Origin of the sequence: Dyadobacter sp. CECT 9275, from assembly GCF_907164905.1 — a bacterium.
Classification (GTDB): Bacteria; Bacteroidota; Bacteroidia; order Cytophagales; family Spirosomataceae; genus Dyadobacter; species Dyadobacter helix.
This window is the reverse complement of the sequence record NZ_CAJRAF010000002.1, coordinates 1,878,537-1,903,811: the sequence shown is the minus strand read 5'-3', so window position 1 is coordinate 1,903,811 and position 25,275 is coordinate 1,878,537. Positions and strand designations below refer to the sequence as shown.

General features: G+C 45.3%; 20 protein-coding genes. 8 read left to right on the top strand and 12 right to left on the bottom strand.

Annotated features, from left to right (window positions below):
• The first annotated feature begins 8 nt into the window (after positions 1–8).
• Positions 9–1,475, top strand: coding sequence for a RagB/SusD family nutrient uptake outer membrane protein (locus KOE27_RS15725; protein ID WP_215239807.1), 1,467 nt, complete (start codon positions 9–11; stop codon positions 1,473–1,475).
• Positions 1,476–1,709: 234 nt separating this feature from the next.
• Here the strand turns inward: KOE27_RS15725 and KOE27_RS15720 are convergent, their stop codons facing one another.
• From KOE27_RS15720 to KOE27_RS15680, 9 genes are all read right to left on the bottom strand, one after another.
• Positions 1,710–2,516: a polysaccharide deacetylase family protein gene (locus tag KOE27_RS15720; protein ID WP_215239806.1), complete on the bottom strand. Its 807-nt coding sequence runs from the start codon at positions 2,514–2,516 to the stop codon at positions 1,710–1,712.
• Positions 2,501–3,235, bottom strand: a complete 735-nt coding sequence (locus KOE27_RS15715; RefSeq protein ID WP_215239805.1) for a glycosyltransferase family 2 protein — start codon at positions 3,233–3,235, stop codon at positions 2,501–2,503. Before KOE27_RS15715 ends, KOE27_RS15720 begins: the two co-directional genes overlap by 16 nt.
• Entirely contained in the window at positions 3,225–4,373 is a 1,149-nt protein-coding gene (locus KOE27_RS15710) for a glycosyltransferase family 87 protein (RefSeq protein WP_215239804.1), read from the bottom strand. The genes KOE27_RS15715 and KOE27_RS15710 overlap by 11 nt, the downstream gene beginning before the upstream one ends.
• Before the next feature lie 20 nt (positions 4,374–4,393).
• Complete coding sequence (locus KOE27_RS15705) at positions 4,394–5,005, bottom strand: helix-turn-helix domain-containing protein (RefSeq protein WP_215239803.1); 612 nt, start codon at positions 5,003–5,005, stop codon at positions 4,394–4,396.
• A 216-nt stretch (positions 5,006–5,221) separates the two neighbouring features.
• Complete coding sequence (locus KOE27_RS15700; RefSeq protein WP_215239802.1) at positions 5,222–5,830, bottom strand: nucleotidyltransferase family protein; 609 nt, start codon at positions 5,828–5,830, stop codon at positions 5,222–5,224.
• Between the two features lie 2 nt (positions 5,831–5,832).
• A complete protein-coding gene (locus tag KOE27_RS15695; RefSeq protein WP_215239801.1) occupies positions 5,833–7,035 on the bottom strand; it encodes an XdhC family protein in 1,203 nt (400 codons plus the stop codon).
• Positions 7,036–7,071: 36 nt separating this feature from the next.
• Positions 7,072–8,256 carry a cysteine desulfurase family protein gene (locus KOE27_RS15690; RefSeq protein WP_215241626.1) on the bottom strand — a complete coding sequence of 395 codons (1,185 nt, stop codon included), beginning with the start codon at positions 8,254–8,256 and terminating at the stop codon, positions 7,072–7,074.
• Positions 8,257–8,437: 181 nt separating this feature from the next.
• Complete coding sequence (locus KOE27_RS15685; RefSeq protein ID WP_215239800.1) at positions 8,438–10,306, bottom strand: proton-conducting transporter transmembrane domain-containing protein; 1,869 nt, start codon at positions 10,304–10,306, stop codon at positions 8,438–8,440.
• 87 nt (positions 10,307–10,393) lie between these two features.
• Positions 10,394–12,889, bottom strand: coding sequence for a YbcC family protein (locus KOE27_RS15680; protein ID WP_215239799.1), 2,496 nt, complete (start codon positions 12,887–12,889; stop codon positions 10,394–10,396).
• Positions 12,890–13,227: 338 nt separating this feature from the next.
• Here KOE27_RS15680 and KOE27_RS15675 point away from each other — a divergent pair, with 338 nt between their 5' ends.
• Entirely contained in the window at positions 13,228–13,863 is a 636-nt protein-coding gene (locus KOE27_RS15675; RefSeq protein WP_215239798.1) for a peroxiredoxin, read from the top strand.
• Positions 13,864–13,929: 66 nt separating this feature from the next.
• Here KOE27_RS15675 and KOE27_RS15670 read toward each other — a convergent pair whose 3' ends face one another.
• The gene (locus KOE27_RS15670; protein WP_215239797.1) at positions 13,930–14,667 is read right to left on the bottom strand and encodes a DUF6962 family protein; all 738 of its coding nucleotides are present in this window, start codon (positions 14,665–14,667) and stop codon (positions 13,930–13,932) included.
• A 314-nt stretch (positions 14,668–14,981) separates the two neighbouring features.
• On the opposite strand from KOE27_RS15670, the gene KOE27_RS15665 reads away from it, so the two are divergent.
• Both KOE27_RS15665 and KOE27_RS15660 read left to right on the top strand, forming a co-directional pair.
• Positions 14,982–17,486, top strand: coding sequence for a TonB-dependent receptor domain-containing protein (locus KOE27_RS15665; protein WP_215241625.1), 2,505 nt, complete (start codon positions 14,982–14,984; stop codon positions 17,484–17,486).
• Between the two features lie 152 nt (positions 17,487–17,638).
• On the top strand, positions 17,639–18,343 hold the full coding sequence (locus KOE27_RS15660) for an MCP four helix bundle domain-containing protein (protein ID WP_229252784.1): 705 nt from the start codon (positions 17,639–17,641) through the stop codon (positions 18,341–18,343).
• 74 nt (positions 18,344–18,417) lie between these two features.
• Here the strand turns inward: KOE27_RS15660 and KOE27_RS15655 are convergent, their stop codons facing one another.
• Positions 18,418–18,903: a hypothetical protein gene (locus KOE27_RS15655; protein ID WP_229252783.1), complete on the bottom strand. Its 486-nt coding sequence runs from the start codon at positions 18,901–18,903 to the stop codon at positions 18,418–18,420.
• A 274-nt stretch (positions 18,904–19,177) separates the two neighbouring features.
• On the opposite strand from KOE27_RS15655, the gene htpG reads away from it, so the two are divergent.
• Complete coding sequence (htpG, locus tag KOE27_RS15650; RefSeq protein ID WP_215239795.1) at positions 19,178–21,004, top strand: molecular chaperone HtpG; 1,827 nt, start codon at positions 19,178–19,180, stop codon at positions 21,002–21,004.
• 101 nt (positions 21,005–21,105) lie between these two features.
• On the opposite strand, the gene KOE27_RS15645 is transcribed toward htpG, so the two are convergent.
• On the bottom strand, positions 21,106–22,887 hold the full coding sequence (locus KOE27_RS15645) for an ABC transporter ATP-binding protein (protein WP_215239794.1): 1,782 nt from the start codon (positions 22,885–22,887) through the stop codon (positions 21,106–21,108).
• 307 nt (positions 22,888–23,194) lie between these two features.
• Between KOE27_RS15645 and nusB the strand changes: the two genes are divergently transcribed.
• The 3 genes from nusB (at position 23,195) to KOE27_RS15630 (ending at position 25,247) form a co-directional block, all read left to right on the top strand.
• Positions 23,195–24,361, top strand: coding sequence for a transcription antitermination factor NusB (nusB, locus tag KOE27_RS15640; RefSeq protein ID WP_215239793.1), 1,167 nt, complete (start codon positions 23,195–23,197; stop codon positions 24,359–24,361).
• 119 nt (positions 24,362–24,480) lie between these two features.
• Positions 24,481–24,783 carry a YtxH domain-containing protein gene (locus tag KOE27_RS15635; RefSeq protein WP_215239792.1) on the top strand — a complete coding sequence of 101 codons (303 nt, stop codon included), beginning with the start codon at positions 24,481–24,483 and terminating at the stop codon, positions 24,781–24,783.
• Between the two features lie 17 nt (positions 24,784–24,800).
• Complete coding sequence (locus KOE27_RS15630; RefSeq protein WP_215239791.1) at positions 24,801–25,247, top strand: DUF1573 domain-containing protein; 447 nt, start codon at positions 24,801–24,803, stop codon at positions 25,245–25,247.
• Positions 25,248–25,275: the final 28 nt, after the last annotated feature.

Below are 25,275 nucleotides of genomic sequence, written 5' to 3'. Positions count from 1 at the left end.
TATTTAAAATGAAAAAATATACAGTATTGGTAGTAATCGGGCTACTGTTTTTTTCCTGTGACAGTATCCTCGATCAGCAGTTGGTAGGCAGCCGTACCGACGAGGATTATTGGCAAACCGAAGCGGATTTGCGCGACGCGATTGCGGGCGTATATGGGCCATGGGCCACAAGGGCACTGGGTATGGATGATTTGTTTTTCGATAACCAGAGTGATGATCACTGGCGAGCTGGCGACCATGCCGAAGACGAAGAGATCGAAACCTATAATACAGACCCTTCTAACGCTAAAATAAAAGATACGTATCAGTATAAATACGAGGTGATCAGCCGCGCTAATGGTGTAATTATCAACGGACCAAAGGTGAAAGCAGCAGGTGCTATCAGTGACGATTCGTATAATTCTATTATGGGGCAAGCTTATTTTCTGCGGGCTTATGCCTATTACAGATTGTATCTTATTCATGGACAGGTGCCTATCATCAAGGAAGAGCATGTTTTGAATAATGAATACAACCTGCCCAAGTGTGAGTCGCCTGAAGTGCTGGCGAAATTCATTCTTGAGGATCTGAACACAGCTGTAGGCTTGCTGCCGCTGCACAACATTGCGGGCAGCGTAGGCAAAGGTGCGGCATGGGCACTGATGACTTCCGTTTACATGCATTTGGCAAAGAGTTATGCGGATAGCGAAAATCTGAACAAGGCAATTACGGTTGGCAAAAACGTGATTGATAACTACGCACTCGCCAGCGATTACCTGACCCTTTTCAGAACCGGCAACGAGAATATTGAGGAAAATCTTTTTCTGATGATGAATGATATGTCGTGGATTAACCAGGAATTACTCTCCAAGCATCGTGGTCCGCGTCCCTGGGGCATGTATGGCTTTAACGAGCCAATGACCGACCTGGTGAAAGAGTTTGAAGCAGGAGATAAACGTAAAACAACTACGATCGTGTCGGACGGAGAATCCGTGAATCAGGCCGGCGTGAAGGTTGTGCATATCCCGGGGTTATCTAACACCGGTCACAGTTATTTTAAATACATGGATTGGGTAACACCGGAAACCTTTAATCACGGGCTCAATATTCCTTTCCTTAGGGCCGGGGAAACATATCTTTTAGTAGCTGAGGCAAAGATTCGCCTTAATGGAAAAGGTGCCGGAGATGCGGAGATTAATGCTTTGCGCAAAAGGGCTGGTATTGGTCCGGTGGCAGGCGCAGATATCCAGGCGCTGATACACGAAAGCAGAGTGGAACTGGCAGGTGAGAATTTCAGGTATCAGAACCTGCTGCGTTGGGATAAGGCGGGCATATACGATCTTACAACGTTTTTGCTGAAGCCGGAAAAAGTGTATCCCGCCGACATAGGAAGGACAAAATGGGTGAGACCGAAAAACTATTACCAGCCTTTGCCACAAATAGAAATAGATAATTCGGACGGGGTACTTCTGCAAAACCCGGACTGGGTAAATTAAACCATAACTGATTGCATCAGCCGATATGGCCGAAAGTTGTTAACCGGCCACAGAGCCTTACCCGAATTTGAGATCCTGAGATTCAAGGATCCGGGTAGGGCTCTGCCAGTTTAAACAGGTCACCAGTTTGTCGCTTCTGGTAAGTGGTGGTCTTTCCGGTATGATCTATTCTACAAACTCAGCATTTGTAAAAGGGATATTGTTCCCTCGTATGGTATGAAGAAATCCTCTTTGTCACACAACCGGCTTTTTGTTTTGTTCCCAATGGTCGCAATACGTATCACATGTTACAAAAGTAGCGTTTCGTTTTTTAAGTTCGTAAATAAGCTTGTTGAGTTTCGAGGCCAGCCGGTCACCATCCGGGTTTTTGACATAACCGGGGAGTTGGTATTCCCTGAGGTTGGCAAATTCCCAGGGATGGAAATAGAGCATCAGATTTTTACGCTTTTTGAGGGTAAACACACAAAGCCAGGCATATATACCAGCAGGAAGGTTCTTAAGCGACAGCCAGAAAAGCGGAAACCGTAACCATGGGGTAACAGAGCAGGGAAGTTCGATCAGCCCATCGGTAACAGAAGGAAGGGGGTTTTCTTTCAGCAGGTTATAGCGTCCTGGTAACCAGGTCGGATTAAGGGAAGAGTCGTACCGGAAACCCCATTTGCGCAACACATCCCTGTTAAACGGTGCCAGCCTGGGCATCCTGAATCCTTTCACTATTTGTCCGCTTATTTCTTCCAAAATGCCACGTGCATGCAGAATGTCCTTCTCTTCAAATGCGTGTGCCGGAGAGTGGTAAAGCGCATGTGAGGCAATCTCGTGTCTGCTGGCAAGCCTCCGGATAAGTTCCGGATTTTGTTTCGCGAAATGGCCCGTTGTGAAAAATGTCACACGGATGTCATGCATATCCAGTATTGCCAGAAGGCGGTACATTCCGTCAAGTGTTACCTCCATCTGAGCTTTTTCAGATACCTTCTGGCCATACTCCTCCGGAATGTCAAATTCTTCGAGGTCAAAAGTCAGCATTACTAAAGATCGCTCCATAGCCCACTCAAAATAGTAATACGTGCAAAATTAACCGCTTCCCGAAAAAGCACCTTCATACTGAAATCGGTAAAAACAATAGAAGGTTTGGCCGAAACATTTACTTTGTCGATGCCTATTCCCTTCCGTATTAACTTTCGTATTAGCTCCACTTCAAATACAAAGGTGTTTGTTTTGGTATCCTGTACCTCTGGCAGCACCTCACGCCGCAAGCCTTTGATGCCAGCCTGTGTATCTGTAATATGTTTGTTAAGGAAAATACGGTTCATCAGTTGTAATCCTTTCGAAAACAGTTTCCTTTTAAGAGGCAGATTACGGAAATATTCGCTGTTACGGTTTCCATACACAAACCAGCAGTCAGGGTTTTGTTCAAATATTTGAGCCATTTCAACGACAGGGTCAGTACCGAAGGGAAAGTCAATATCCGTATATATGATAATGTCACCCTGGGCCACCAGCGTACCCTTGCGGATTGCTGATCCTTTTCCTTCATTCACCGCGTTGTCCTGAAATATTACATTCTGGAGTGTCAGCAAATGATCTACCTCGTTACTGTCCAGACCTGTGGAGCCATCGTTAGAAACAATATACTCGATTGTTACATCAGGGAGCTTCTCTTCTAGTTCGCAGATGCAGGTTTGCAATATCCGGCTCCAGCCAGGTGCAGGGTTGTAGCAGGGCAACACAATGCTGATTGTTACCTGTTTTTCAGTTTTCATGATGAGGAAGCAATAATTGTATTTGTAAAACAGTCCAAACCAGCACGCAAGGGATCACTTTGATAAGATACGGTTGGAAAAAATTCCGGCGGAGGGAAGGCGGATAAACGTCGGTAGGAGCCAGGATGCAAAAGAGGAACACCAGCACGATTAGTACAGTCGACCACGGGTTCAGCCTTTCGCGGTTCACAATATGAAAGAGCACTACGCCGGGAATGGCTATTACGTACGTAGGCGATTCCGCTGCGTGGTTGAACACGATCACCCACAACGACGCATAGGCAAGGAGCAGCAGCCGTTGTTCCAGCGTCAGGTATTGTTTTCGGTAAAGGCACAAAAGCCATGTAATCCCAAACAAAACCACCCCAGCCAGTTGAACTTCTGTGACGTCGCCCGGGGAGAAGGCAGGGAACCACACTTTGAGTAAACCCATGATTGAAAATCCGTAGTTTACCTGGTGATCCTCGATCAGGATCGTATACCAGTCGCGGTAAACTTGTAAGAAATGGTCTGTGCCGGTGAACGGCAACGGCAGCAGCGCCAGTGCTGCGGCCCAAAGTATCGAATAACCTATATACTGTCCTTTACGCGGGTAAAATAAAAACATTGCTGCGTATATGAGCCCATAACCTTTGATGCAGAAGGCCAGCAGTGGGAATAATGCCGCCCAGCGGGTTTTGCCTTTTTCAAGAAATGTAAAGCATAGCAAGCCAAACGCTGCAATGAGTGGGTTGGTTTGCTGGCTATGCAGGGATGTCACCAGTTCAAAGAGAATGAACCACCAGAAAAATACCTTACGATGATGGGCAAGCGGCAGGCTCCGGATGGCATAGAAAAGGGCGGCAGAGCAGCAGACCAGCCAGAGCATGAGACTGACGGGTAATGGCAGCAAAGAAAACGGTGCGAAAAAAATGCAAAAAGAGGGGTGGTAGAGAAAAAGATCAAAATACTCCTTGGGGTATTCCAGGTGAAGATTTTGGTGTGAAACAAGGTGGCCGAACGCTGCCCTGAAAATCTGGAAATTGTTGAATTTGGCAGGCCCTCCTTTATAGTGCTGTATACCGACGACGATACTCAGCAGGATATAGACGCCCAGAATGATCTTCTCACGAGAGAAGAACTCAGACAATCGTTTCATAATTTTTTGTTAGAGATGGGTTATTGATCCAAAGATATATCGCGCCGGAATAATGAAAAATAGCAAATCGGTTGATTGACATATTTTAATTTTTTTTTAACCTTTTCCTGGAAAGCTGATTGGGGAAACAGGCAGGAATGGCTGCCGGCGGCAACATGCAAGTGGTGATAATCCTGGTATATGTCAGGTGAGCGTGTAACTGTTCGGATGCTTAGTAGGGCGAGGTCTAATTTCTCCATCAGGTATTTAAGCTCAAGTTCGGTTTTTTCTTTTTTTGCTTTGAGCTGTGCAATAGCTGCCAGAAGTTTCTCAATTTCCAGTTTTTGGTTTTCAAGGGCAAAGAGGAGTTCTTTTCTGTTGTAGTGGCGAGCTTTGGTTGCGGGCCGGGGAAAAAGATGGGGAATCTCCTCACCAAATGACAGGATACAGCTAATATCTACTTCTAAGATACCTGCAATTTGCAGAAGACATTGAAAGGAAAGCTCGGTTTTGTTCCGCTCAATATCGCCGTATGCCGTGGTGGCAATGCCGGGCAAATCCGCCATATTTTCCTGAGAAAGTCTTTTTAATGTACGAATGTCCCGTATTTTTTCACCCAGCATCATGAATAAATCGTTTATAGTGTATGTCATTTTACATTAACGCCGGGCTGCCGGTGCGGTAACAGCTTAAACCGATCTATTATACTTTTGATTATCAGTGGATTAAAATCAATTTCGGGCGTCAGATCGGATTTAATTTAACCTCGTTGTCATCATGTTTGAAAGCACGGCCTGACGGTCCTATTAGACTCATGATTTGATCTCCGGTAACACCGCAGCGAGGGAGCGGGGATGATTTCTTCCGGGTTACTGAGGTATCCCATTGATCAGGTTCTGATAATCAACCTGGGTATCAATATCGGTTCCTCCCGCTGGGAAGGAGAGATATGTGATGTCATTTTTAAACTGTTTCAGGATTTTTTTAGCACCTTGTGCACCTTCCAGGGACATCAGGCTGGCAAAATATTTTTTTTTGAAGAGAACCGGCGTTCCTGCGGTATCATCGTAATAACTGGCAATGATGCCGTTGTCATTTTCAATGGCCTTCGTTATCAGAGCCGTCAACAGCTCTGCCGTTACAAAAGGCTGGTCGCTTACGGCGAGGATAACCTGTTGAATGGAAGGGAATAACCGGAACAATTCTTCCAATCCTGTCCGGATCGAAGAGGCCATTCCTTCCTGCCAGGCATCGTTCCGGATGGGGAATATCGGAAGCGGTTCCAGGACCTCTAATATTTCTTTTTGATAACAACCGGTGACCACAACGACCGGCGACCCGATAGCCATTAAGGCGGATTCTGTTACCTGCCTGATCAGACTTTTGCCCCGGTACTGTAATAATTGTTTTGGCTCACCTAATCGGGATGAACTGCCTGCAGCCAGGATGACAATCCCTGTCGACGGTACCGTTTTCATATTCAAAACTGCTCGGACTGGATGGCGCAGAGGAAGCTTTCTTCTACGGATTTCGAGTATTGCACCGTTTGGCTTGAACGGCTGTGGATCGGCTCATTTTTTTCCCGCAATGATATCCCCCTTTTTCCCTGAAGCACAGCTTTTATTTCTGCCAGTACCGACAACGCAATTTCTTCAGAAGTTTCGGCTCCAATATCAAGTCCAACGGGCCCGAAGACTTTACTCTTCTGAATTTCCGTTACGGAAATTCCCTGTTTTAACAGATCGTCATACATTTTTTCCAGCTTCTTTTTCGGGCCGAGGGTACCTATATACGGACAGTCGTCAATTGGTATCAGTGTTTTTAACAGTGCCAGGTCGTAATTATAGTTATGGGTCATCAGTACGAAAAAGGTACGGGAGTCGGGGACGATATCATTCAGTACATCACTCGCCCTGGAAATGATGACCTGGTTCGCTGCCGGAAAACGTTGCCTGGTGGCGTGGCCCGCCCGGCCATCCACCACAGTTACGTCCCAGCCGAGTATGGAAGCCATTTGTGTGAGCGGTATGGTATCATTTCCTGCACCTGCTATTATCAGAGAAGGTGCAGGAGGAAGAAACTCAACAAATGAAGTAATGTTCTGATTGTCAATATTGATGGTTTGGAAAAATGAATCATTTTTTTCAAATGCTTCGTTTTTCAGTCGGCTGAACGAGGAGCTGAAATGCTGCTTTTCCGGTGTCGTGGTGATGACATCATCTTTTTCCTGATACAAAAAACAGGTGCCTGGCTGTTCGTTGTTTCTGCCATTGAGAGAGAAAAGGGTAATCAATACGGAATTTTGCCTTTGAGCCAGCACTTTTTTCAGTAACTCAAGCGGATGATGTTTCTCTTCTGGCCTGATCGGCTCAAAGAGGATATGGACAATACCATTACAGCCGAGCTGCACACCAAGCGCGGTGTCATCGTCTTCGGTTGTGTCGTAGGTCACCAGTTTGTTTTTTTGCTGGGATATGGCCAGCAGAGCTTTTCGCAGGGCATCACCTTCCAGGCAGCCGCCGCTGATGGCGCCTGTCAGCTGGCCGTCGTCTGTCACAAGCATACGGGCACCGGGCCGCCTGTAAGACGATCCTTCTACATGTACCACAGTGGCTAGCGCCATTCGTTTGCCTTCCAGCAAGGCAGTTTCGTAAGCTTTTATAATATCGCGGATCTCTTTCATATATTACTCGGGCAACCGGAAATAGTCAATCAATAGTTAGAAAAATACGGAATTGCCGGTCAGGTTGCTGGTCATTTCGTTCCTGTGCTGTGTGACCAGTTGGGCTATGATCCGGATGGCATAATCTACCTGTTCGTCTGTGGTAAAACGTCCGAAGCTGAAACGAAACGAGTTATGGATCATCCCGTCTTCCAGTCCCATTGCTTTCAGTACGTAGCTGGGTTCCAGTGTAGCGGAAGTGCAGGCCGAACTTTGGGAAAACGCCAGATCCCTGTTCGCCTGCATCATCAGTTTTTCGCCATCAATTCCGCCAAAGGAAATATTCAGACAATGAGGCAGCCGGGCAGCATCCTGGCTGTTAACCGTTACATTTCCAAGATCAAGCATTTTGTTTTCAAATATGTCCCGGAATGCACGGAGCTTGTGATATTCCTGATCCATTTCCTGCATGCATAATTCAGCGGCTTTTCCGAGGCCGACGATACCGGGAACATTCAGCGTGCCGCTCCTCATTCCGCGCTGATGCCCGCCGCCATCGATCTGAGCGGTGAGTGAAACAGCCGGGTTTTTTCTTCTTACATACAAAGCACCCACACCTTTTGGTCCATAAATTTTATGTCCGCTGAAACTCAGTATATCAATGTTATCGTCTCGGACATCAACGGGTATCTTGCCAATGGCCTGGGTAGCATCCGTGAAAAACAAGATCCTGTGCTTTTTGGCAATGGTACCAATTTCAGATACCGGCTGAACCACACCCGTTTCATTATTGGCATACATAACGGAGATCAGAACCGTATCCTTTCGAATCGATTTTTGCAGTTCGTCCGTGTCAATTACACCATCTGGTTTTACCGGCAGCCGTGTGACTTCGTAACCATGTTTTTCAAGATGTTGACAGGTATCCAGAACGGCCTTATGTTCGGTTTCGCAGGTAATGATATGTTTGCCGGTAAGCGTATTTTCCAGTACTCCTTTTAGCGCGAGGTTCACCCCTTCCGTTGCTCCAGAGGTAAAAATGATTTCCTGCGGACGGGCCCCTATCAGCTCGCCGATTCTTTCACGGGCCACTTCAACGGCTTCCTCCGCTTCCCATCCATAGGTATGCGAACGGCTGGCCGCATTTCCAAATTTCAGCGTAAAATAGGGCAGCATCTCTTCCAGCACGCGCGGATCCATAGGAGTGGTTGCGTTGTTATCCAGGTAAACAGGAAGCTGCAGGTTCATGATGGCCGGTACTTTAATGTAAATTTCTAACTCATTAAATTAATCATTTTGGCAGAATTACGGCAAAATTATTTGATGAAGCTGAAAAGGAAAGGGCTGAAATACAAAAAACCACCCGGTTTCAGATTACCGGGCGATTTCTAATTTTACTAAATATGAACAGGTTAACTTATCTTTAAGACGACCGGTAGGCCATTCCGTCTAATGATTTAACAGGCGGCCCCAGAAACACCCGGGCATATATTCTGAGGATGGCGAGTCCGTCCGTAATGAGGCTTAATGCCGTCAAAGATGCCAGTACGATTTGGTCTTCACGGATATAGCTAAAAAGCAGAGCTTCTCCTATGAAAGTAGGAGTGATCGGGAAACCCGAAAGCCCCAGGCAGCAAAGCAGGAATACCAGGGCCATTTTCGGATGTTTATAAGAATGCCCATGAAACTGGTCCAGGCTAATATCTCTTTCTAGTGTGTATAATCTGTTGAGACATAAATAACCCAGTATACCGGAAACAACCACCCCGCTCAAGTAGAGGTACATCGGTTCAAATCCAACATTTTCATTAACAAGAACGGACAGCGCTACCCAGAAGTGATTGATGATGACCAGCAGCCAGCTTATTCTGCTGCTGAGTCTTTCAGTAAAGGATTTCAGGACCATTAGCAGTCCTATGAATGAAAACGTGACGGGCAGGTAAGCTTTGATCTGTGGAGGTATGGCTGCTTGGTTATAAGTCCAGAACAGGACTGCAAGACAGACGGGGATGAAGATGATGATCACCCGCTTGAATGTCAGAAAACGGAGCTTCTTGCCCGCCGTTTTGAGAGGGTTCCAAAAATAGCGGAACTGGAAGGAATCCAGGTTCCATTCTTTGAGACACAATATATACAGGGTGTGCCGGAGCCTTTTAGGAAATGAAGTTTCAATGGTCGCGGCCTTTGGAGAAAAACTATAGAATTGTTCCCGGATGAGGTAACTTACCACAGACGGGGACGCTAATAACTGATAGGTTCTTAAAAATGCGTTACCCGCAAAATGGAACAGCGCAAGGTTTTGTAAACCTAAGGCTATCTCCATGAATATCAGACCTATCTGTGCAATGGAAGCATAGGCGATCTGACTTTTAACGGATGCCTGCACCCGGGCTATTCCCGTAACGATGACTGCGGTAACCAGCCCCAGCATCAGGACGAGTATCCGGACCGGCAACTGATGCTCCCAGAAGTGAAATGTCCTTAATAAAAGAAATACCCCCAAGTGGACGGACAGCGAGCCATAAAAAATGGCCGTGGACGGCGTTGGCCCTTCCATAGCTCTTGGCAGCCAGGATGAAAAGGGAAGCTGGGCAGATTTCGCAGCGGCTGCAACCAGGAACATAAGAGATATAAAAAGGCCGATGTGGCTGTGTGTAAGCAAATGTTTGTGCGAAACCCCATAGCCTCCCATTTTTAGAAAAGTAATGTTTTCATGCCAAAAATGATGGCTCGCCCACATGGCCAGAAGAAGCCCCAGGTCGCTGAGCCTGTAAATGGAGAAAACCTTTATGGCATTTTTGACGGGAAGATAACGCTCGCGGTAGAATGCGATGAGGAGGAACGACGAAACGCCCAACATCTCCCAGCCAATAAAAAGTGTTTCAAGATTTCCCGAAAAAATCACGATAATATAGCCGGTATAGAAGAAAAGTATCGTGTTAAAAAAGTGCTTGTATCCTTTTTCCCTGTGGAGGTAATGTCTGCTGTACTGGGCAACCAGGAAGGTAAGGAAGGAGCCCACAAGGAGGTAAGTGGCGGTTACGTTATCAAAATGGAAATCGATAAAGAATTCGAAGGTACCGGATTTGAACAGAAGGAGAGCTTTTTCATCCAATACTGGCCTGCTATGTAATAACCAGTAAACCAGAAAAAACATGGAAATGATCATATGAATCCCTACCGTAACAAAAGTTACCCGAGAGACCAGGCCTTCTTTTTGGGAAGGTACCAGCATACTCAGGAAAAACCCCAGCAACGGAAGAACGATAAGGAGTTCAATAATCAATATCATGCTTAAGGTATTCAGAGTGGTCCTTTGGCAGCCATTCACCAGAAAAAAGTGCGTCTTTGGTGAATGGGTTTGACAAGGGCTGATTTTTTAATGAAGTGAATAGGCCGGGAGGTTATCCGGATGTGTAATAAACAGGTCTGAAAGGTCAAAATCAGCTTCTATCGTGTCAGTGTAAGACTTGTATGGATAAAAAGCACCTTCCTTAAATTCAAATAGCTCCTGGGTTTCAGGATGAACCGCCACCAGGTGTACCCATTCGTTGATAAACCATTCATAAGTTGTATCCAGCCGCTGAATGGTATCCAGTAATACATCCGGGAAATGTTCTGCAATAAAGAGCATTCTCAGTGGGTCATGGATTTCGATCATCTGGCTGTGGAGGCCCGGCCTCAGGTCGCCCTCATAGCCATTGGCTATGCCGAACAACCCCATCACATTGTGCGGCAGTTTGGTACCGGCCCCAAGTTTCTGGTTATCAACCCGCGAAAAATAGTATTCAAGATTGATACCTCCGCAAACGGGCACGGCTGTTTTAATAATATCAAAAAGGTATTTTCCTTCCGGGTCAATGGCGTAATCGTAAGAGTTTATAAATGCTCTTCTGTCCAGAAATACATTTTTTGACAGCTCACGTCGGCCAATAATGCAAAGTGCGTTGGTCGCATGGTTTAGTTCCGGGCGGGGTTCGAATAGCGAGATTGAGCGCAGACGGATTTTGTCATGAACGTTTTCAGCAGACTGGCTGGTATCAACCGATTGGAAACGACGGGACCTTTCTTTTGCATTGAGGTCAAGCGCTTTGTCAAATACCGAAATATTTTTATCGTGCCGGTCGAAGTTAGCGGGTGAGAGAGCTGCTTCCTCGTAAAATACGATTTCGTCGCGGGTAGTATCATGCAAGCCGCCAACAAACTGTGTTGTGGAGGGTATACCGATTCCCCGGGTATTTAAAATGTTCCTTACGCCGTGATGGTTCGCCATGTGCGACAGTACGCGTGCATTGACCGACCCCGCTCTTCCTGAGCAATCCCCGCATTCATAGGCTGCATAATGAGGATTGTTGACACTGCTGGACCCGTGTCCGATCACATAAACGATGGGAGCGAAGTCTTTCAGCAGTCCAATGCTTCTTAACAGGTTTTCCACACGCGTTGCCATTTCTTCCACCGTGAATCCGATCTGAAGGCCGTTTTCAACATGTTCTGTACTCTGGTTTTCTATCGTAAGTCTGGAGAACCGGTCCATGTGTGTGAAAGACGATGCCACAGCAGTCGTTGCCGATGGCTTGAAAATATTGGCGGCAAGCTTGAATGCCGACCAGTACCCAAGGGTTTGAGAGATTGACCAGCCACTATGGAACGAAAAGGGTAGCTTGCTGAAATGTACATTAGTAGATTTTTTTCTGATCGCACCTACTTCTTTGATCAGGTACCTGGGTGTTATGGGCTCCGGGCATACTTTGGTGTAAAAATTCCCGTCGGCAGGCTGGTAGTAAAACTCAACTCCGAAAAATCCCGGGGTTCCAAATGTTTCGCAATGATCATCCGTAAACTCCAGATACTGGCGCAATGAACCCTCGCGGTCGTCAATGCAAAACATTGCCTGAAAGCTTTTGCCTGCTACGGGCCTTTTTTCAATTCTGGGTTTTTGGATTGCAGCCAAAACACAGTCGTAATAGGTCCATTCCAACGCTTCCTGTAAAATTTTCAGTACCTCATTCAGTTCGGTTTCAGGTACAGCCGCAAAAAGTTCTGAAGGCTTTGAGTCCATACGTGAAACCAGCGGCTGCCAGTTTTTACCGAAAGAATGATCAAGTGCATCAATTTCGAGCAGACATTCCAGTAAGACGAGCTCATACAAACTGATCTTTTTGCGTATAAGCAAAGTTTCGTGCCGGTCTTCCAGCGTGGAAACCATGCCTGACCATCCCTGATGTGCAAATTGCTGGTCAAAAAGATAATGTTCGTAAAGTGCCGCCTCACCCACCAGCATTGCCAGGAGTTCTGTCAGTGCGGTATCTTCGCTGAGCAGCAGGTTCCGGGCGCGGCGTGTTTTGAAAATACTGCTGAAACTGCCTTTCTCCATCTCACGCAGAGAGGCCAGTAATCCATTGCCGTTGGCGGGAAAACTCCAGACAGCAATACCCTGGTCAAGATAACTGCAGAGTATCCTGAAAAGGATCGGATGTACCTGCGCATCCAGGTCGATGTGATACTGCTTTTTCCAGTTTGCCTTCACCCTGCCTACGCGGGGTACAGATGTATCATCGAATTTTTTTAATAAAGCTTTATCCCGCCAGACGGCGGCATTTTTAAAGCCTTTTTGTGCAATGATTATTTTCTCAAGTATATCCGGGCTGATTTTCTTTGCATTAAAAAAGGAACGGTATTCTTCCAGTGAAGGAGAAACTTTGTATCCGAATATTTGGGAGGCCTGGCGGATCCCGTCATGAAATTTAGAAACCTGAAATGCCTGTAGCGTATTGTGATGTACAAAGTCCTTTAAAGGGGCCTGAGCAGGCAGGTAGTGTTTTAACCTGTGCAACACTTCCCGCTCATCGAACATTTGGTTTTTTGCTTCCATTTTACAAATTGGAAAGGTTTTTGAGGAAGTATATCTTAATGTATAATCACTTTTTTGTATTGGCTACCAGGTTGTTATGTTCTTGTTGTAAGGAAGGGATAATTTCTAACCTGAAATTATGTATCAAAGGATGCACGGTACAATTAAAACGCAATTAAAGACAACTTAAAATGCGGTTAAAAAGGGAAATCAGGGGTATTTTTCGGGGCTTTAGGACAGTTTATCCTTCCGATGATCTAAATAATAATTTGACCCCGAATGGAACAAATTATTTAACTTTGTGTTAAGTCTATAAGCTTAATAGATTAATTATTTTCATTCACTAAAAAACATGAGTCATGTCACTAAGATTAGGAGATATCGCCCCCGATTTTGAAGCAAATACCACCAAGGGACAAATAAAATTTCATGAATGGTTGGGAGACAGCTGGGGGTTACTGTTTTCACATCCAGCCGATTTTACGCCGGTATGTACCACAGAATTGGGAAAAACAGCTTTGCTGAAAGGTGAATTCGAGAAACGTAATGTGAAGGTACTGGCGGTGAGTGTGGATGATCTTGATTCTCACAACCGTTGGATTCCGGATATCAATGAAGTAAGTGATACGGAGGTTAATTTCCCGATCATTGCAGATGAAGGCCGAAAAGTGGCTTTACTGTATGACATGATCCATCCCAATGCAAGCGAAAAAGCAACGGTAAGGTCGGTTTTTGTGATCGGGCCGGATAAGAAAATAAAACTTACGCTGACTTATCCTGCTTCCACCGGACGTAATTTTAACGAGATCCTGCGGGTTATTGATTCTCTTCAGTTAACGGCTAACTATTCGGTTGCTACACCGGCAGACTGGAAAGAAGGAGAAGATGTCATTGTAGTTCCGGCGGTTAGTACCGAGGATGCACAGAAAAAATTCACAAAGGGCCTGAAAATTGTGAAACCTTATTTGCGTTACACGCCACAGCCCAATAAATAATTCTACAGGCTGATTTAGACAAGGAAATGGGTTCACGGTCGGGTAGGCTATGAACCCATTTCTTGTTTAGTCCGTTATGTCCAGCTCCTGTTTTATTTCCTCGATTTCCGCCATTTCTTCACCGTAAAAAGTCATATGCCGTGCACCCTGATAATAATACCAGATGGAAGCTCCCATACTGATGTGGCTGATGTCATTATAATTAAACCAGGGGCCAAAGCTGAATTTCAGCGCATGAAGACCTGCTGAAACGGCTCCCAGAGCGGTAGCAATAAAAATATACGGGCTTCCGGGGTCCCGCTTTTTTTTGTATACGTAAAGTTCTATCAGAAACAGCATGAGGAAAAGCCCGTAGAACGCGTGGACTTCTACGACCACAAAATTCAATGTTATAAAGGTCAGTACGAAAAATATGAAAAGTTCAGCATAGTTAAGCCAGCCCAGAAACAATCCGCTTTTCCTGGCAAGCAGAGGCTTGATATGCCAGATGGCCGCACGTTCAAATAAGGCCACGGCAATCATACTGGCAAACCAGCCTGGTATTTTTCCCCTCATTCCTGTGACATACAAAAATCCGTGACCCAGTACCCCGCCAATAGCCGTAGCAATTCCCATAAAAAGAAAAAAGTACTGGATCTGCTTGTACATTCTATGTGCCCGGCCGAGCCGGTTGAGGTGGATAAAAGCGTATAAACAAACGACGGTCATGGCCAGGCTTGAAAGGACCGTGGACGGTTCCATTACTGTTACTCCAAAAATTTTGATCTGGTGAACCTTGCTGAAATCTATAGTAACCTCATTCATAAAAATAGTATCCTTGCGCTGCTGAACAGGAGTTTTGTTTTAATAATTGCTAAAAGTAACTACAAATCCTGAAGGATATGCAACAGTTGTGCCAGAGAGCCGGTCGTTAGGGAAGAGTTTTCGTCTGGTGAGCAAGCTCTTTCCATTTCTCTCCATCCTACTGGTCTGTACTTAAGGGGCAATTGGCAGATGAAAACGTCACGCTTGTCTATTATTAAAAAATATTAGAAATGCATGTAGGTTATTTGCATAGGGAATTCGGCCCTGGAAAAGGTACCTTCATCACCTCCCTTCTTTATTTTATTTTAAGAACCATGAAAAATCATTCGAGTATTAAAGTCGGTGTCTTTGTTTTTCTTTCATCCTTACTGTGTCATGCGGAAGGATTTGCCCAAGCGCCTGGGAATGTGCCGGTAACCGTTGGTGCGACCACCTCAAAAGGAAATTCCAGAATTTCGGGAGCAATTATCGATTCTACATTGTCCAAAGGAGTGGAGTTTGCCAGTATTGCGCTATTTACCATGGCAGATAACAAAGCGGTTGACGGAACGGTAGCCGATGAGAACGGGAAATTTTCCATGACCAAAATCGCGCCCGGAAGCTATCGTCTTCTCATTTCTTTTATTGGCTTCAAAGATAAAACGGTCAATAACATTAAAGTAGAAAAGGGAAAGGATGTTGAGCTGGGCAATATTCGGCTTGCGGCAAATGTGCAGACCCTTCAGGAAGTAACGATCACGGGCGAAAAATCCATGGTGGAAGAGAAAGTGGACAGGCTGGTTTACAATGCGGAAAAAGATATTACCTCCAAAGGTGGGGATGCGGCTGATCTGCTCAGAAAGGTACCGATGTTATCCGTTGATCTGGATGGTAATGTATCGTTGCGTGGGAGTTCCAACATCCGCGTACTGATTAACAACAAGCCCTCTACTATTATTGCCAGCAATGTTGCGGATGCGCTGAAACAAATACCGGCCGACATGATCAAGTCGGTGGAGGTGATCACATCCCCCTCTGCGAAGTATGACGCGGAAGGTTCGGGAGGGATCATCAATATCATTACAAAAAAGAATAACCTGCAGGGACTTACTTTGAATGTCGACTCTGGCGTTGGAAACAGAGGTACCAACCTGGGGCTCAACGGCAGTTATCGGAAGGGGAAAATGGGTTTCACCCTGGGAGGCTTCGGACGTGCCTTTTATAATAAAGCTGAAAGTGTTCTGGATCAGACCACTTTTTCGGGTCTTAACGCTTCTCAGACACACCAGCGTTCAACAGCCAGAGACCGGGGGCTTTTCGGGCAATACGCTTTGGGCTGGGATTACGATCTGGGTAAAAACCAGGCACTCTCTGCCGGGTTGAGATATGGAACCCGGAATTTTATCCAAAAACAAAACCTTTCCATAGATCAGTATAGCAACAACGTGTTTGATGCCACCACCCAGCGTAAGGTAGACCGCAAGGATCTTTCCGGAACGGTGGATTTTAATGTGGATTATATCCGCACTTTTAAGCCACAGCAGGAATGGAGCATATCTACTTTATACAGCCGTACGGGACTCACCAACAATTTCAATACCGACCTTTTGAATGAAAGCGGCGCTGTTTCCAGTCAGATCAAAAACGAGAATAAAAATTACAATTCAGAATTTACCCTGCAAACGGATTATCAAACCCCCATTGGGAAGAATCAGCTGATCGAATTCGGAGCCAAGGGGATTTTCAGGACAGTGAACAGCGACTATAGATACCTGTTGGCCGGAGAATCAGGCAATTTTGTCCTGGATCCGAACAATCCTGCCGGGGCGCTGAACTATAACCAGAACGTAGGCGCAGGATATGTTTCCTACACGCTTACAACCCTTAAAAAGTACACATTCAAACTGGGTACACGTTACGAGTATACCGGGATTGTGGCGGACCTGGGAGAAAAGGGTTCGGTAAGTATACCCGATTACGGTAATCTGGTACCCAGTATCAATGTCTCAAAAACTTTTGGCGCTTCTACGCTCAAAGCTGCCTACAACCGAAGGATCCAACGGCCGGGAATTCAGCAGCTCAACCCCAATGTGAACCTGTCTAATCCGCAGAGCATCAGCATGGGTAATCCTGCCCTGAGCCCCGAACTGACCGATAATTTTGAACTGGGGCTGAGTACCAACATCAAGAAAACCTATGTGAACGTATCGGCTTTTGCGCGGCAGACCAACAACTCCATTACACAGATCAGAACCACGGTAGATACCCTCGCCGGGGCTATTCTTACGACTTATGATAATGTCGGTAAACAGCAGGCGTACGGTTTTAATGTTTTTGCCAATGTTTACCTTACTCCGAAATGGACAGTGAACGGAAGTCTGGATGTATTACACTCCTATCTGGAAGGGCAAACTACCGGAGCGGACGGCACTTCGGTACCTGCGAACAATTCAGGATGGAATTACGGGGGAAGGATTATGTCTCAAATTTCCCTGAAACAAGGCTGGGGCCTTCAGGCCTTTGGCTTTTACCGCGGCAAAGAGATTCAGCTGCAAGGTAACCGTACCGGATTCTATATGTATTCACTGGGATTCAAGAAGGACTTTCCTAATAAAAAAGGAAGCATTGGTTTTGGCGCTGAAAACTTTTTGGGCAAAGGAGTACGCCTTACCTCCAATCTGAAATCCGAACAGTTTAATCAGACAGGCGTAAACCAGCTGTACAACAGGAATTTTAAAATAACATTTAATTATTCAATCGGGAAAATGAGTTTTGATGCACCCCGCAAGAAAACCAAATCTGTAAACAATACCGATGTGGTAGGCGGAGAGCAAAAGTAAGAGCTTCCTAATAAACCCTTGATCCAACAGCGAGGCTTCCGGCGACGGTGAGTCTCGTTTGTTTTTGATTTACAAATAAATATTCGGTGGATACCTTTTGATTGCATATATTTAACATAGCTCAGGTGTCAGTATGTTAAAGATCGTGTGATATGATGAAATGGTCATTTGTAATTCAGCAAAAGTTAAAAGCAGCATTCCTGTTAACGGGTATTATGCTGGCAATTATTTTAGGTACGCTGGTGTCCCGCCAGAATATTAAAGGGATCAACAAATCGTTTTCTTCGATTTATCAGGACCGGCTGTTGCCTACCACCACCATTATTTACATGACCGAGAATTTATACGGGAAACGTTTAACTCTGGAAAGATATCTGCTTTCCGGACAGGATATGCCCGTCGGAGATCTGAAGGAACGCCTGCAGCATCATAATGCGAAAATAGATTCTCTGGTTACATCCTTTGAAGGTACTTACCTCGTCGATCAGGAAGCAAAGAGCCTTGTAGCTCTTAAAAACCGGATGAACGAATATGCACTTTTAGAGAAGATGATATTGAATTTTTATACCTCGGGTCATTATGAAGAAGGGAAAAAGCTATTCGAAGGAGCTGGCGCGAGTACCTTTCAGAGTACCATCATGAATCTGAATGAGCTGACAACGATACAGTCCAGCGTGGGGCAGGAACTGATCAAAGAATCAAAGAGCGATATAGCGAATGTAGATAATATTCTGCTATTCCAGATTTCCATGGCGGTGGTAATCGGGCTGATCATTCTGGCTGTCATACAGAGCGCTCAGATCATCAAACACCCTGGCGGCAAAGGTGGGAAAGAACATCAGTTTAATTTGAACTGAATGAGTATGCTTTAATCAAAAATAGCTTCCCCGAACAGGAAGCTATTTTTGATTAAAATCTTATCGGGTGCAGGTTATTCGCCCACCTTACGTCCTTTTAAAGTCTCTCTCGAATTTTTCACCTGTTTCAGCAGATCTTTCTTTACAAACAGGCGTGTTCCGTTACCCGACTGCAGGTCAAAAACCCAGGTTTTATACTGAAACTTATTGTTGGACAATACATCGATAAAATAATGCTGTCCGCTCAGGTTAAACTTCATTCCTTTGGTATCCTGCTGGGTATCGTCCCATGAAACGTGGATAGATGCCGGATCCGACGACAGCGAAACCCCCGGCGTAAAGGGCAATACGTTGATCGTCTGTATGCTTTTGCCGTTGCTCATGGTGATCTGTCCTTCGGGGTTTACCTTGATGTCGTTAGGGTCAGACACTTCACGGCGGATGGTAATGGGTTTGTCGTTGAAGAACTGTACTTTACTTAACGGAATATTCGCCGCTTCAAGGTCTCTCCTCAGGTCTTCTGTGAAAACGGTATAGTTTGATAATGGTACTGAATTCATAGTGGTGCAGGCAGTCACCCCTGAAAATAATATGATTCCGGCTATTAGTTTTTTTACTCGGTTCATGTTGATTGTTAGTGTTTCGAATTTTAAGCGATGGGCACAAGCGCAATATTAATAAAAAGCAATACAGATACCAAGTTACCCGGGCGCTTCATTTTTAATGACAATGTGTCAGTCGGATGCTGGACAAATTGCTATTGGAACGCAAATTTGAGAGCCGTATTGCAACGGAAATATAATAATCAATATAAATCTAAAACTATTCATCATTATGGAGTCAGTGATTCAGGAAAAAGGAAGCCTTAGCATTCACACGGAAAATATTTTTCCTATTATCAAAAAATTCCTTTACTCGGACCACGAAATATTTCTTAGAGAATTGGTTTCAAACGCCGTAGATGCTTCTCAGAAAATTAAGAAACTTGCCTCCTACGGCGAGTATAACGGAGAACTCGGAGAGCTGAAAGTGGTTGTGAAACTGGACAAAGATGCCAAAACCATCACCATCAGTGATAACGGAATTGGTATGACGGCCGATGAGATCAAAAAATATATTAACCAGATCGCTTTCTCGGGCGCTACCGAATTTGTTGAAAAGTATAAAGACAAAGGGGAGGACGGAAAGATTATCGGTCACTTCGGGCTTGGTTTTTATTCCGCCTATATGGTTGCAAGCAATGTAGAAATCATTACCAAATCCTACAAGGAAGGATCGGAAGCGGTAAGGTGGATCTGTGACGGTTCAACGGAATATGAATTGTCGTCTGTCGAGAAAGAGGAGAGAGGTAGTGATATCATTTTGCATATTGCTGAGGATTCGGAGGAATTCCTGGAATCGTATAGGCTGAAAGGAATTCTTGAAAAATACGGTAAGTTTCTGCCGATCCAGATCGAATTTGAAGAGAAGATCATCAACAATACGAATCCCATCTGGACCAAAAGTCCTTCAGATCTGAAGGATGAAGATTATCTTGCTTTCTACAAAGAGCTGCATCCCTACTCGGAAGATCCGTTGTTCTGGATACATCTGAACGTTGACTATCCATTTAACCTGACAGGGGTTTTATATTTCCCTAAACTGAAAAACGACTTTCAGGGACAAAGGGAAAAAATCCAGCTTTACAGCCGCCAGGTATTTATCACCGATGAGGTAAAGGACATTGTTCCTGATTTCCTTCAGTTGCTGCACGGTGTGATCGACTCCCCCGACATTCCTTTGAACGTATCCAGAAGTTATCTGCAGGCCGACGGTAACGTGAAAAAAATCAATGGGTACATCACCCGGAAAGTGGGAGACAAACTTTCGGAAATTTTCAGGAACGACCGCGAAGGATTCGAAAAGAAATTTGACGATATAGGCCTTTTTGTGAAGTACGGCATCATCAGCGATGATAAGTTTTATGAAAAAGCCAAAGATTTCTGTTTGCTGAAAAACGTGGACGGCAAGTACTTTACTTTCGAAGAATACCGCGAGTTTGTAAAGGCAAATCAGACAGACAAAAACGATACGCAGGTTTGGCTCTACACCTCCGACGAGAAGAAGCAGGATGCCTTTGTGCAGTCGGCCAGGAAGAGAAGTTATGATGTCCTTTCACTGTCAAGTGTGATTGATTCTCATTTCATCAATGCGCTGGAACAAAAACTGGAAAAGATTTCTGTGAAACGTGTTGACGCTGACACGCTGGATAAGCTCATTGAGAAGGAAGTAGCACTGGAAAGTGTACTTTCAACCGAAGATCAGGATACAGTCAAAAAGCTGTTTGAAGAAGTGGCAGGAAGCAAGAGTGCCCATGTGCAGGTAGAAGCTATGCCTGTGGATGAGCTTCCCGTGGTAATTACCTTCCCTGAATTTATGCGCCGTATGACGGATATGCAGGCTACCTCGGGACAAAAGTCAATGTTTGGGGATATGCCGCTGATGTATACCGTTTCTCTGAACGCAAATCACCCACTGATCAGCCGTATTCTGCATGCTGAGAATGCGGAAGACCAGAAAACGCTTGCCAAACAGGTGTATGATCTGGCTCTGCTGTCGCAGGGGCTCCTTACAGGTACCGACCTGACGCAGTTCATCCAACGGACGGTGGGAGCGATGTAATAAATATTAGCAAGTTACCAGCCAAAAAAACCGCTTCCCGAAAGCGGTTTTTTGGCTACATCTACATGTATTTCAGGGATATTATCAAGCCCTTCATTTACCTATATTTCTTCTGCTACCAGCTGTTTTTCATAAAGTTCGCGGTAGGCCCCGTTGTTGCCCATTAGTTCGGCGTGGGTACCTTTTTCAATGATGGCTCCATCAGACAGTACTACAATGGTATCTGCCAGTTTTGCAGAGGATACCCGGTGTGAAATGATCACCGAAGTGCGATGATCCATGATACGCTTCAGGTTATTAAGAATGATGTTTTCAGTATGCGTGTCTACAGCGGAGAGGCAATCGTCCAGGATCAGTATCCTCGGATCACGGGCAATCGCCCTCGCAATGGAAAGACGCTGTTTCTGCCCGCCTGATAAAGTGATCCCTCGTTCACCCAGTACGGTATCAAAACCCTGGGGGAAGTCCTGAATGTTCCTGTAAAGATCAGCATCTTTTACGGCCTGCTCAATTCTTTCCATGGGCATATCACTGCTGCCAAACCGCACGTTGTTCCGGATACTGTCGGAAAACAGGAAAACGTCCTGCGGAACATAGCCGATCTGGCGGCGGTAGGCATGTACATCATAATCTTTTAATGGGATACCATCGATCAGAATTTCGCCTGAGGTAGGATCATACAGGCGGCATAACAAATGAGCCAGTGTGCTTTTTCCTGAGCCAGTGGTACCTAATATCGCTACCGATTCGCCCTGTTTTACTTCCAGATCAAAATGCTTCAGAGCCTGGATGCCGGAATCGGGATAGATAAATCCGATGTTTCTGAAAGTAATACCACCTTCCAAGCTTTTGATGAGGTTTTTTTCAGAAACCAGCGTGGTCTTTTCGTTCAGGAATTCATTGATCCGTGCCTGAGAAGAGGCCGCTCGCTGGATCTGGCTGGTGGTCCAGCCAAGAGCCATTACGGGCCAGGTAAGGATGTTTACATATAAAATAAACTCGGTGATGTTACCCGGCGTAAGGTTCCCGTTAATGATTTCCTGTCCGCCAATGTAAATGATCAGGATATTGCTCAATCCGATCAGTAAAAGAATAATTGGGTAGAAAAAAGAATCGACCCGGGTAAGTTTCAGGGATTTCCGCTTGAAATTCTCAGCTTCTTTTTCAAAATTGTCAAACGAATGTTTTTCCTGGACAAAGGATTTAATTACCCTGATCCCCGAAAATGCTTCCTGCACATACGTTGAAAGCCCCGACAACTGTTTCTGAATTTCCTGGGAACGTTTCATGATCATGTTGTTCACCACATAAACACTCACAGACAGAACCGGCAGCGGTAGCAGAACATAGGCTGTCAGTTTGGTACTCACAGTCAGCATATAAGATATCACTAGGAAGAAAAGGACGATCAGGTTGATGCCGTACATCAATGCTGGTCCTACGTACATCCTGACATTGCTGACATCCTCCGAAATCCGGGCCATCAGATCACCCGTATTATGTTTGCGGAAAAAGCTGGTGGGAAGCGTCTGATAATGGCGATAAACATCGTTTTTAAGATCAAACTCAATATGGCGTGACATAACGATGATGGTCTGACGCACCAGAAAAAGGAAAATTCCCTTCAATAGCGCCATTCCCAGGATCAGCAGTCCGTAAAGCAAAATACTGAAAGCGAAGATGTCGTACATCTGGCTTTGCAGGCCGGTTCCGTTGAAAAGGTAATAGATATCCACCGTCTCAATCACCAGGTCGAGGGCGTAACGCACCAGCTGGGCAGGGATAATACCGAACAAATTGGAAATAATCGTGAAAAGTGTTCCCAGGATCAGGTACCACTTATATTTCCATAAGTACTGGTTGAGGTACTTTAATGCTTTCACGCAATAAGGTTTATATTTTGGACAGGTACATAGTTAAATACAATTTTCGGGGAATCGGTTCAATCAGCCCCTTCTTTCTGTTTTAACGTCGCAAATGCGCTTTTTGATTCGTGACAAAGCAAGGATTTCCCCGCCCGGCACGTTACAAAATTAAAACCTAGGAGGTCATTTTTCCGTTTGTGAACAAAATAGTCTAATTTTGCGGTCAATTTTAAATTAAAGCGGTAAGGTAAATTCAAAACCTTGCACCACATGCAGACACGTTCTTTGATTTACTGTACCTATTATCCAATTAGTATTGCGGCTTATGCTGAATAGAAGATTATTAAGAACAAAGGCTGTACAAGCGCTGTATGCCAGTCAGTTAGCGGCCGACGCCAACCGTTTGCTGGGGATTGATCGTATTGATGAGGCATTTGCCCCGGATCTTAACTCCATGGAGCCTCAGAACCGCCCCAAGCTTGCGGGGATGAAAAAACTGGCCGTGCTGACTTTCGACGAACTGATCAAAACCGGCAAACCCAGCGAAGATGAGGAAGTCCCGGCGGAAGTACTTAAGGTTGCCCGGCAGGTCTTTGAAACTTACAAAAGGCAGACGCTTTCCGATAGAGAAAAAATGCTACGCCGCGTTTTGAATGAAACCGAGCTGATCAATACAGATTTTGTCAGAGTTTTGTCGTTATTGATTGAAGTGGCTTATCAGGCGCAGATTGACAGGCAACGGACTTATGAGGACCCCGAAGCACCTTTTCCGAAAGATTCCGGACTGGATACGAACAGGGTGGTTACGATCCTGAAAGAAAATAAAACCTTACAGGAAGAAATTATCCGGAGTGGCATTAACTGGAGCAATGATATGGCGGTGGTTCGCAAAACTTATCGTGAAGGGCTCAGAAAAGATGCCGATTATGAAGCTTATTGCAAACAAACCAGTCATACGGAGGAAGAAGACCAACTGATGGTTCAGCATATTTTGCGGCAGATCCTGTTGAAGCATGAAGTTCCGCTAGAGTTTTTCGAGCAGCGCGATTTGTACTGGGACGATCATAACGAACTGATCAGAAGCCTGGCCATCAAAACGCTGAAATCGGCGGATCATGCAGATACTTTTCAGCTGGCACCGCTGACAAAAGACTGGGATGAGGACCGTGCTTTTGTGGAAGAGCTGTTTAATGTGGTGATCGAGGAAAGTGACAAATATGATCTATATCTGGAAGATCAGCTGAAAAACTGGGAACTCGAACGTGTAGCATTGGTTGATCTGATCATTCTGAAAACCGCGCTTGCCGAACTGATCCATTTCCCGGGTATTCCCGTGAAAGTGACGATTAATGAATTCATTGAAATTGCGAAGAGGTACAGTACGCCAAAAAGCGGAAAGTTTGTGAACGGAGTTCTGGATGTGCTATCGGTGAAACTTATGAAAGAAGGTATCATCCGGAAAAGCGGACGAGGCCTGATAGACAATAAATAGTAATACTGAAAAGGTAATGTCAAAAGGGTATAACTATGGAATGGTTTTTTATAAATTTGACATAAATTAATTTTAATCATGCCAGCGCGGCTGCTGCTGGCAATAATAATTAAAAGGTCATGAGTAAAAGTACCAATAATTTAATCGCTTTTCTGACAGGAATCGCCACCGGTGCTGCACTGGGAATACTTTACGCACCCGACAGAGGTGAGGTGTTGCGCACTCAGCTGACCTACCGTTTGTCCAAATACAGGGAAAAGCTTTCTGAAGTAATTGCCGATCTTGTAGATAAGAAAGACCAGCCCGACAGCGACGCCCGCACGGAAGGAGAACGCGTAGTGAACGATGCCCGTGAAAAGGCAGAAAAATTGCTGGAAGACGTGGATCGCCTGATGGCACAGATCAAAGGCCAGGCAAACTGATAATTCTGAACAGTACTATGAAAAGAGTAGCGGCTATCTTATTAATTTTTGGATCAATCATACTGATATCCTCCTGTGCTTCTGATAAAGACAAGAAAGGAGGAGACAAAGAAGTGAATGATAAGTTACCTGTTTTAACCTTGCTCGACAGTGCCTCCTATGACTTTGGTACCATAGCTGAAGGTGCCGTGGTGGAGCATACTTTCAGGTTCAGAAATGACGGAGAGTACCCGCTCATACTCAACAATATCACCTCCTCCTGCGGGTGTACCACGCCCGAATGGCCCCGTGAGCCAATCGAAGCAAAAGCTACCGGCAGCATAAAGGTGCGGTTCGACAGCAAGAACAAGTCGGGACCACAGGTTAAAACCATTACCGTATACGCAAACACTGAACCTGCTTATTCGGAATTAAGACTCCGGGGGATTGTAAACGCTGCTCCAAAGCCTGAGGCGAAGAAGTAGTGATCAGGTTCCGGACACAGATTTTTAA

Bases quoted from the DNA above. Each gene is read 5' to 3' on its own strand.
- KOE27_RS15720 (WP_215239806.1), bottom strand. From the start codon at position 2,516: ATGGAGCGATCTTTAGTAATGCTGACTTTTGACCTCGAAGAATTTGAC.
- KOE27_RS15675 (WP_215239798.1), top strand. From the start codon at position 13,228: ATGTCACTAAGATTAGGAGATATCGCCCCCGATTTTGAAGCAAATACC.
- KOE27_RS15655 (WP_229252783.1), bottom strand. From the start codon at position 18,903: ATGAATTCAGTACCATTATCAAACTATACCGTTTTCACAGAAGACCTG.
- KOE27_RS15635 (WP_215239792.1), top strand. From the start codon at position 24,481: ATGAGTAAAAGTACCAATAATTTAATCGCTTTTCTGACAGGAATCGCC.
- KOE27_RS15630 (WP_215239791.1), top strand. From the start codon at position 24,801: ATGAAAAGAGTAGCGGCTATCTTATTAATTTTTGGATCAATCATACTG.
- KOE27_RS15710 (WP_215239804.1), bottom strand. From the start codon at position 4,373: ATGAAACGATTGTCTGAGTTCTTCTCTCGTGAGAAGATCATTCTGGGC.
- KOE27_RS15670 (WP_215239797.1), bottom strand. From the start codon at position 14,667: ATGAATGAGGTTACTATAGATTTCAGCAAGGTTCACCAGATCAAAATT.
- KOE27_RS15715 (WP_215239805.1), bottom strand. From the start codon at position 3,235: ATGAAAACTGAAAAACAGGTAACAATCAGCATTGTGTTGCCCTGCTAC.
- KOE27_RS15695 (WP_215239801.1), bottom strand. From the start codon at position 7,035: ATGAAAGAGATCCGCGATATTATAAAAGCTTACGAAACTGCCTTGCTG.
- KOE27_RS15685 (WP_215239800.1), bottom strand. From the start codon at position 10,306: ATGATATTGATTATTGAACTCCTTATCGTTCTTCCGTTGCTGGGGTTT.
- KOE27_RS15660 (WP_229252784.1), top strand. From the start codon at position 17,639: ATGATGAAATGGTCATTTGTAATTCAGCAAAAGTTAAAAGCAGCATTC.
- KOE27_RS15725 (WP_215239807.1), top strand. From the start codon at position 9: ATGAAAAAATATACAGTATTGGTAGTAATCGGGCTACTGTTTTTTTCC.
- htpG (WP_215239795.1), top strand. From the start codon at position 19,178: ATGGAGTCAGTGATTCAGGAAAAAGGAAGCCTTAGCATTCACACGGAA.
- KOE27_RS15665 (WP_215241625.1), top strand. From the start codon at position 14,982: ATGAAAAATCATTCGAGTATTAAAGTCGGTGTCTTTGTTTTTCTTTCA.
- KOE27_RS15680 (WP_215239799.1), bottom strand. From the start codon at position 12,889: ATGGAAGCAAAAAACCAAATGTTCGATGAGCGGGAAGTGTTGCACAGG.
- KOE27_RS15700 (WP_215239802.1), bottom strand. From the start codon at position 5,830: ATGAAAACGGTACCGTCGACAGGGATTGTCATCCTGGCTGCAGGCAGT.
- nusB (WP_215239793.1), top strand. From the start codon at position 23,195: ATGCTGAATAGAAGATTATTAAGAACAAAGGCTGTACAAGCGCTGTAT.
- KOE27_RS15705 (WP_215239803.1), bottom strand. From the start codon at position 5,005: ATGACATACACTATAAACGATTTATTCATGATGCTGGGTGAAAAAATA.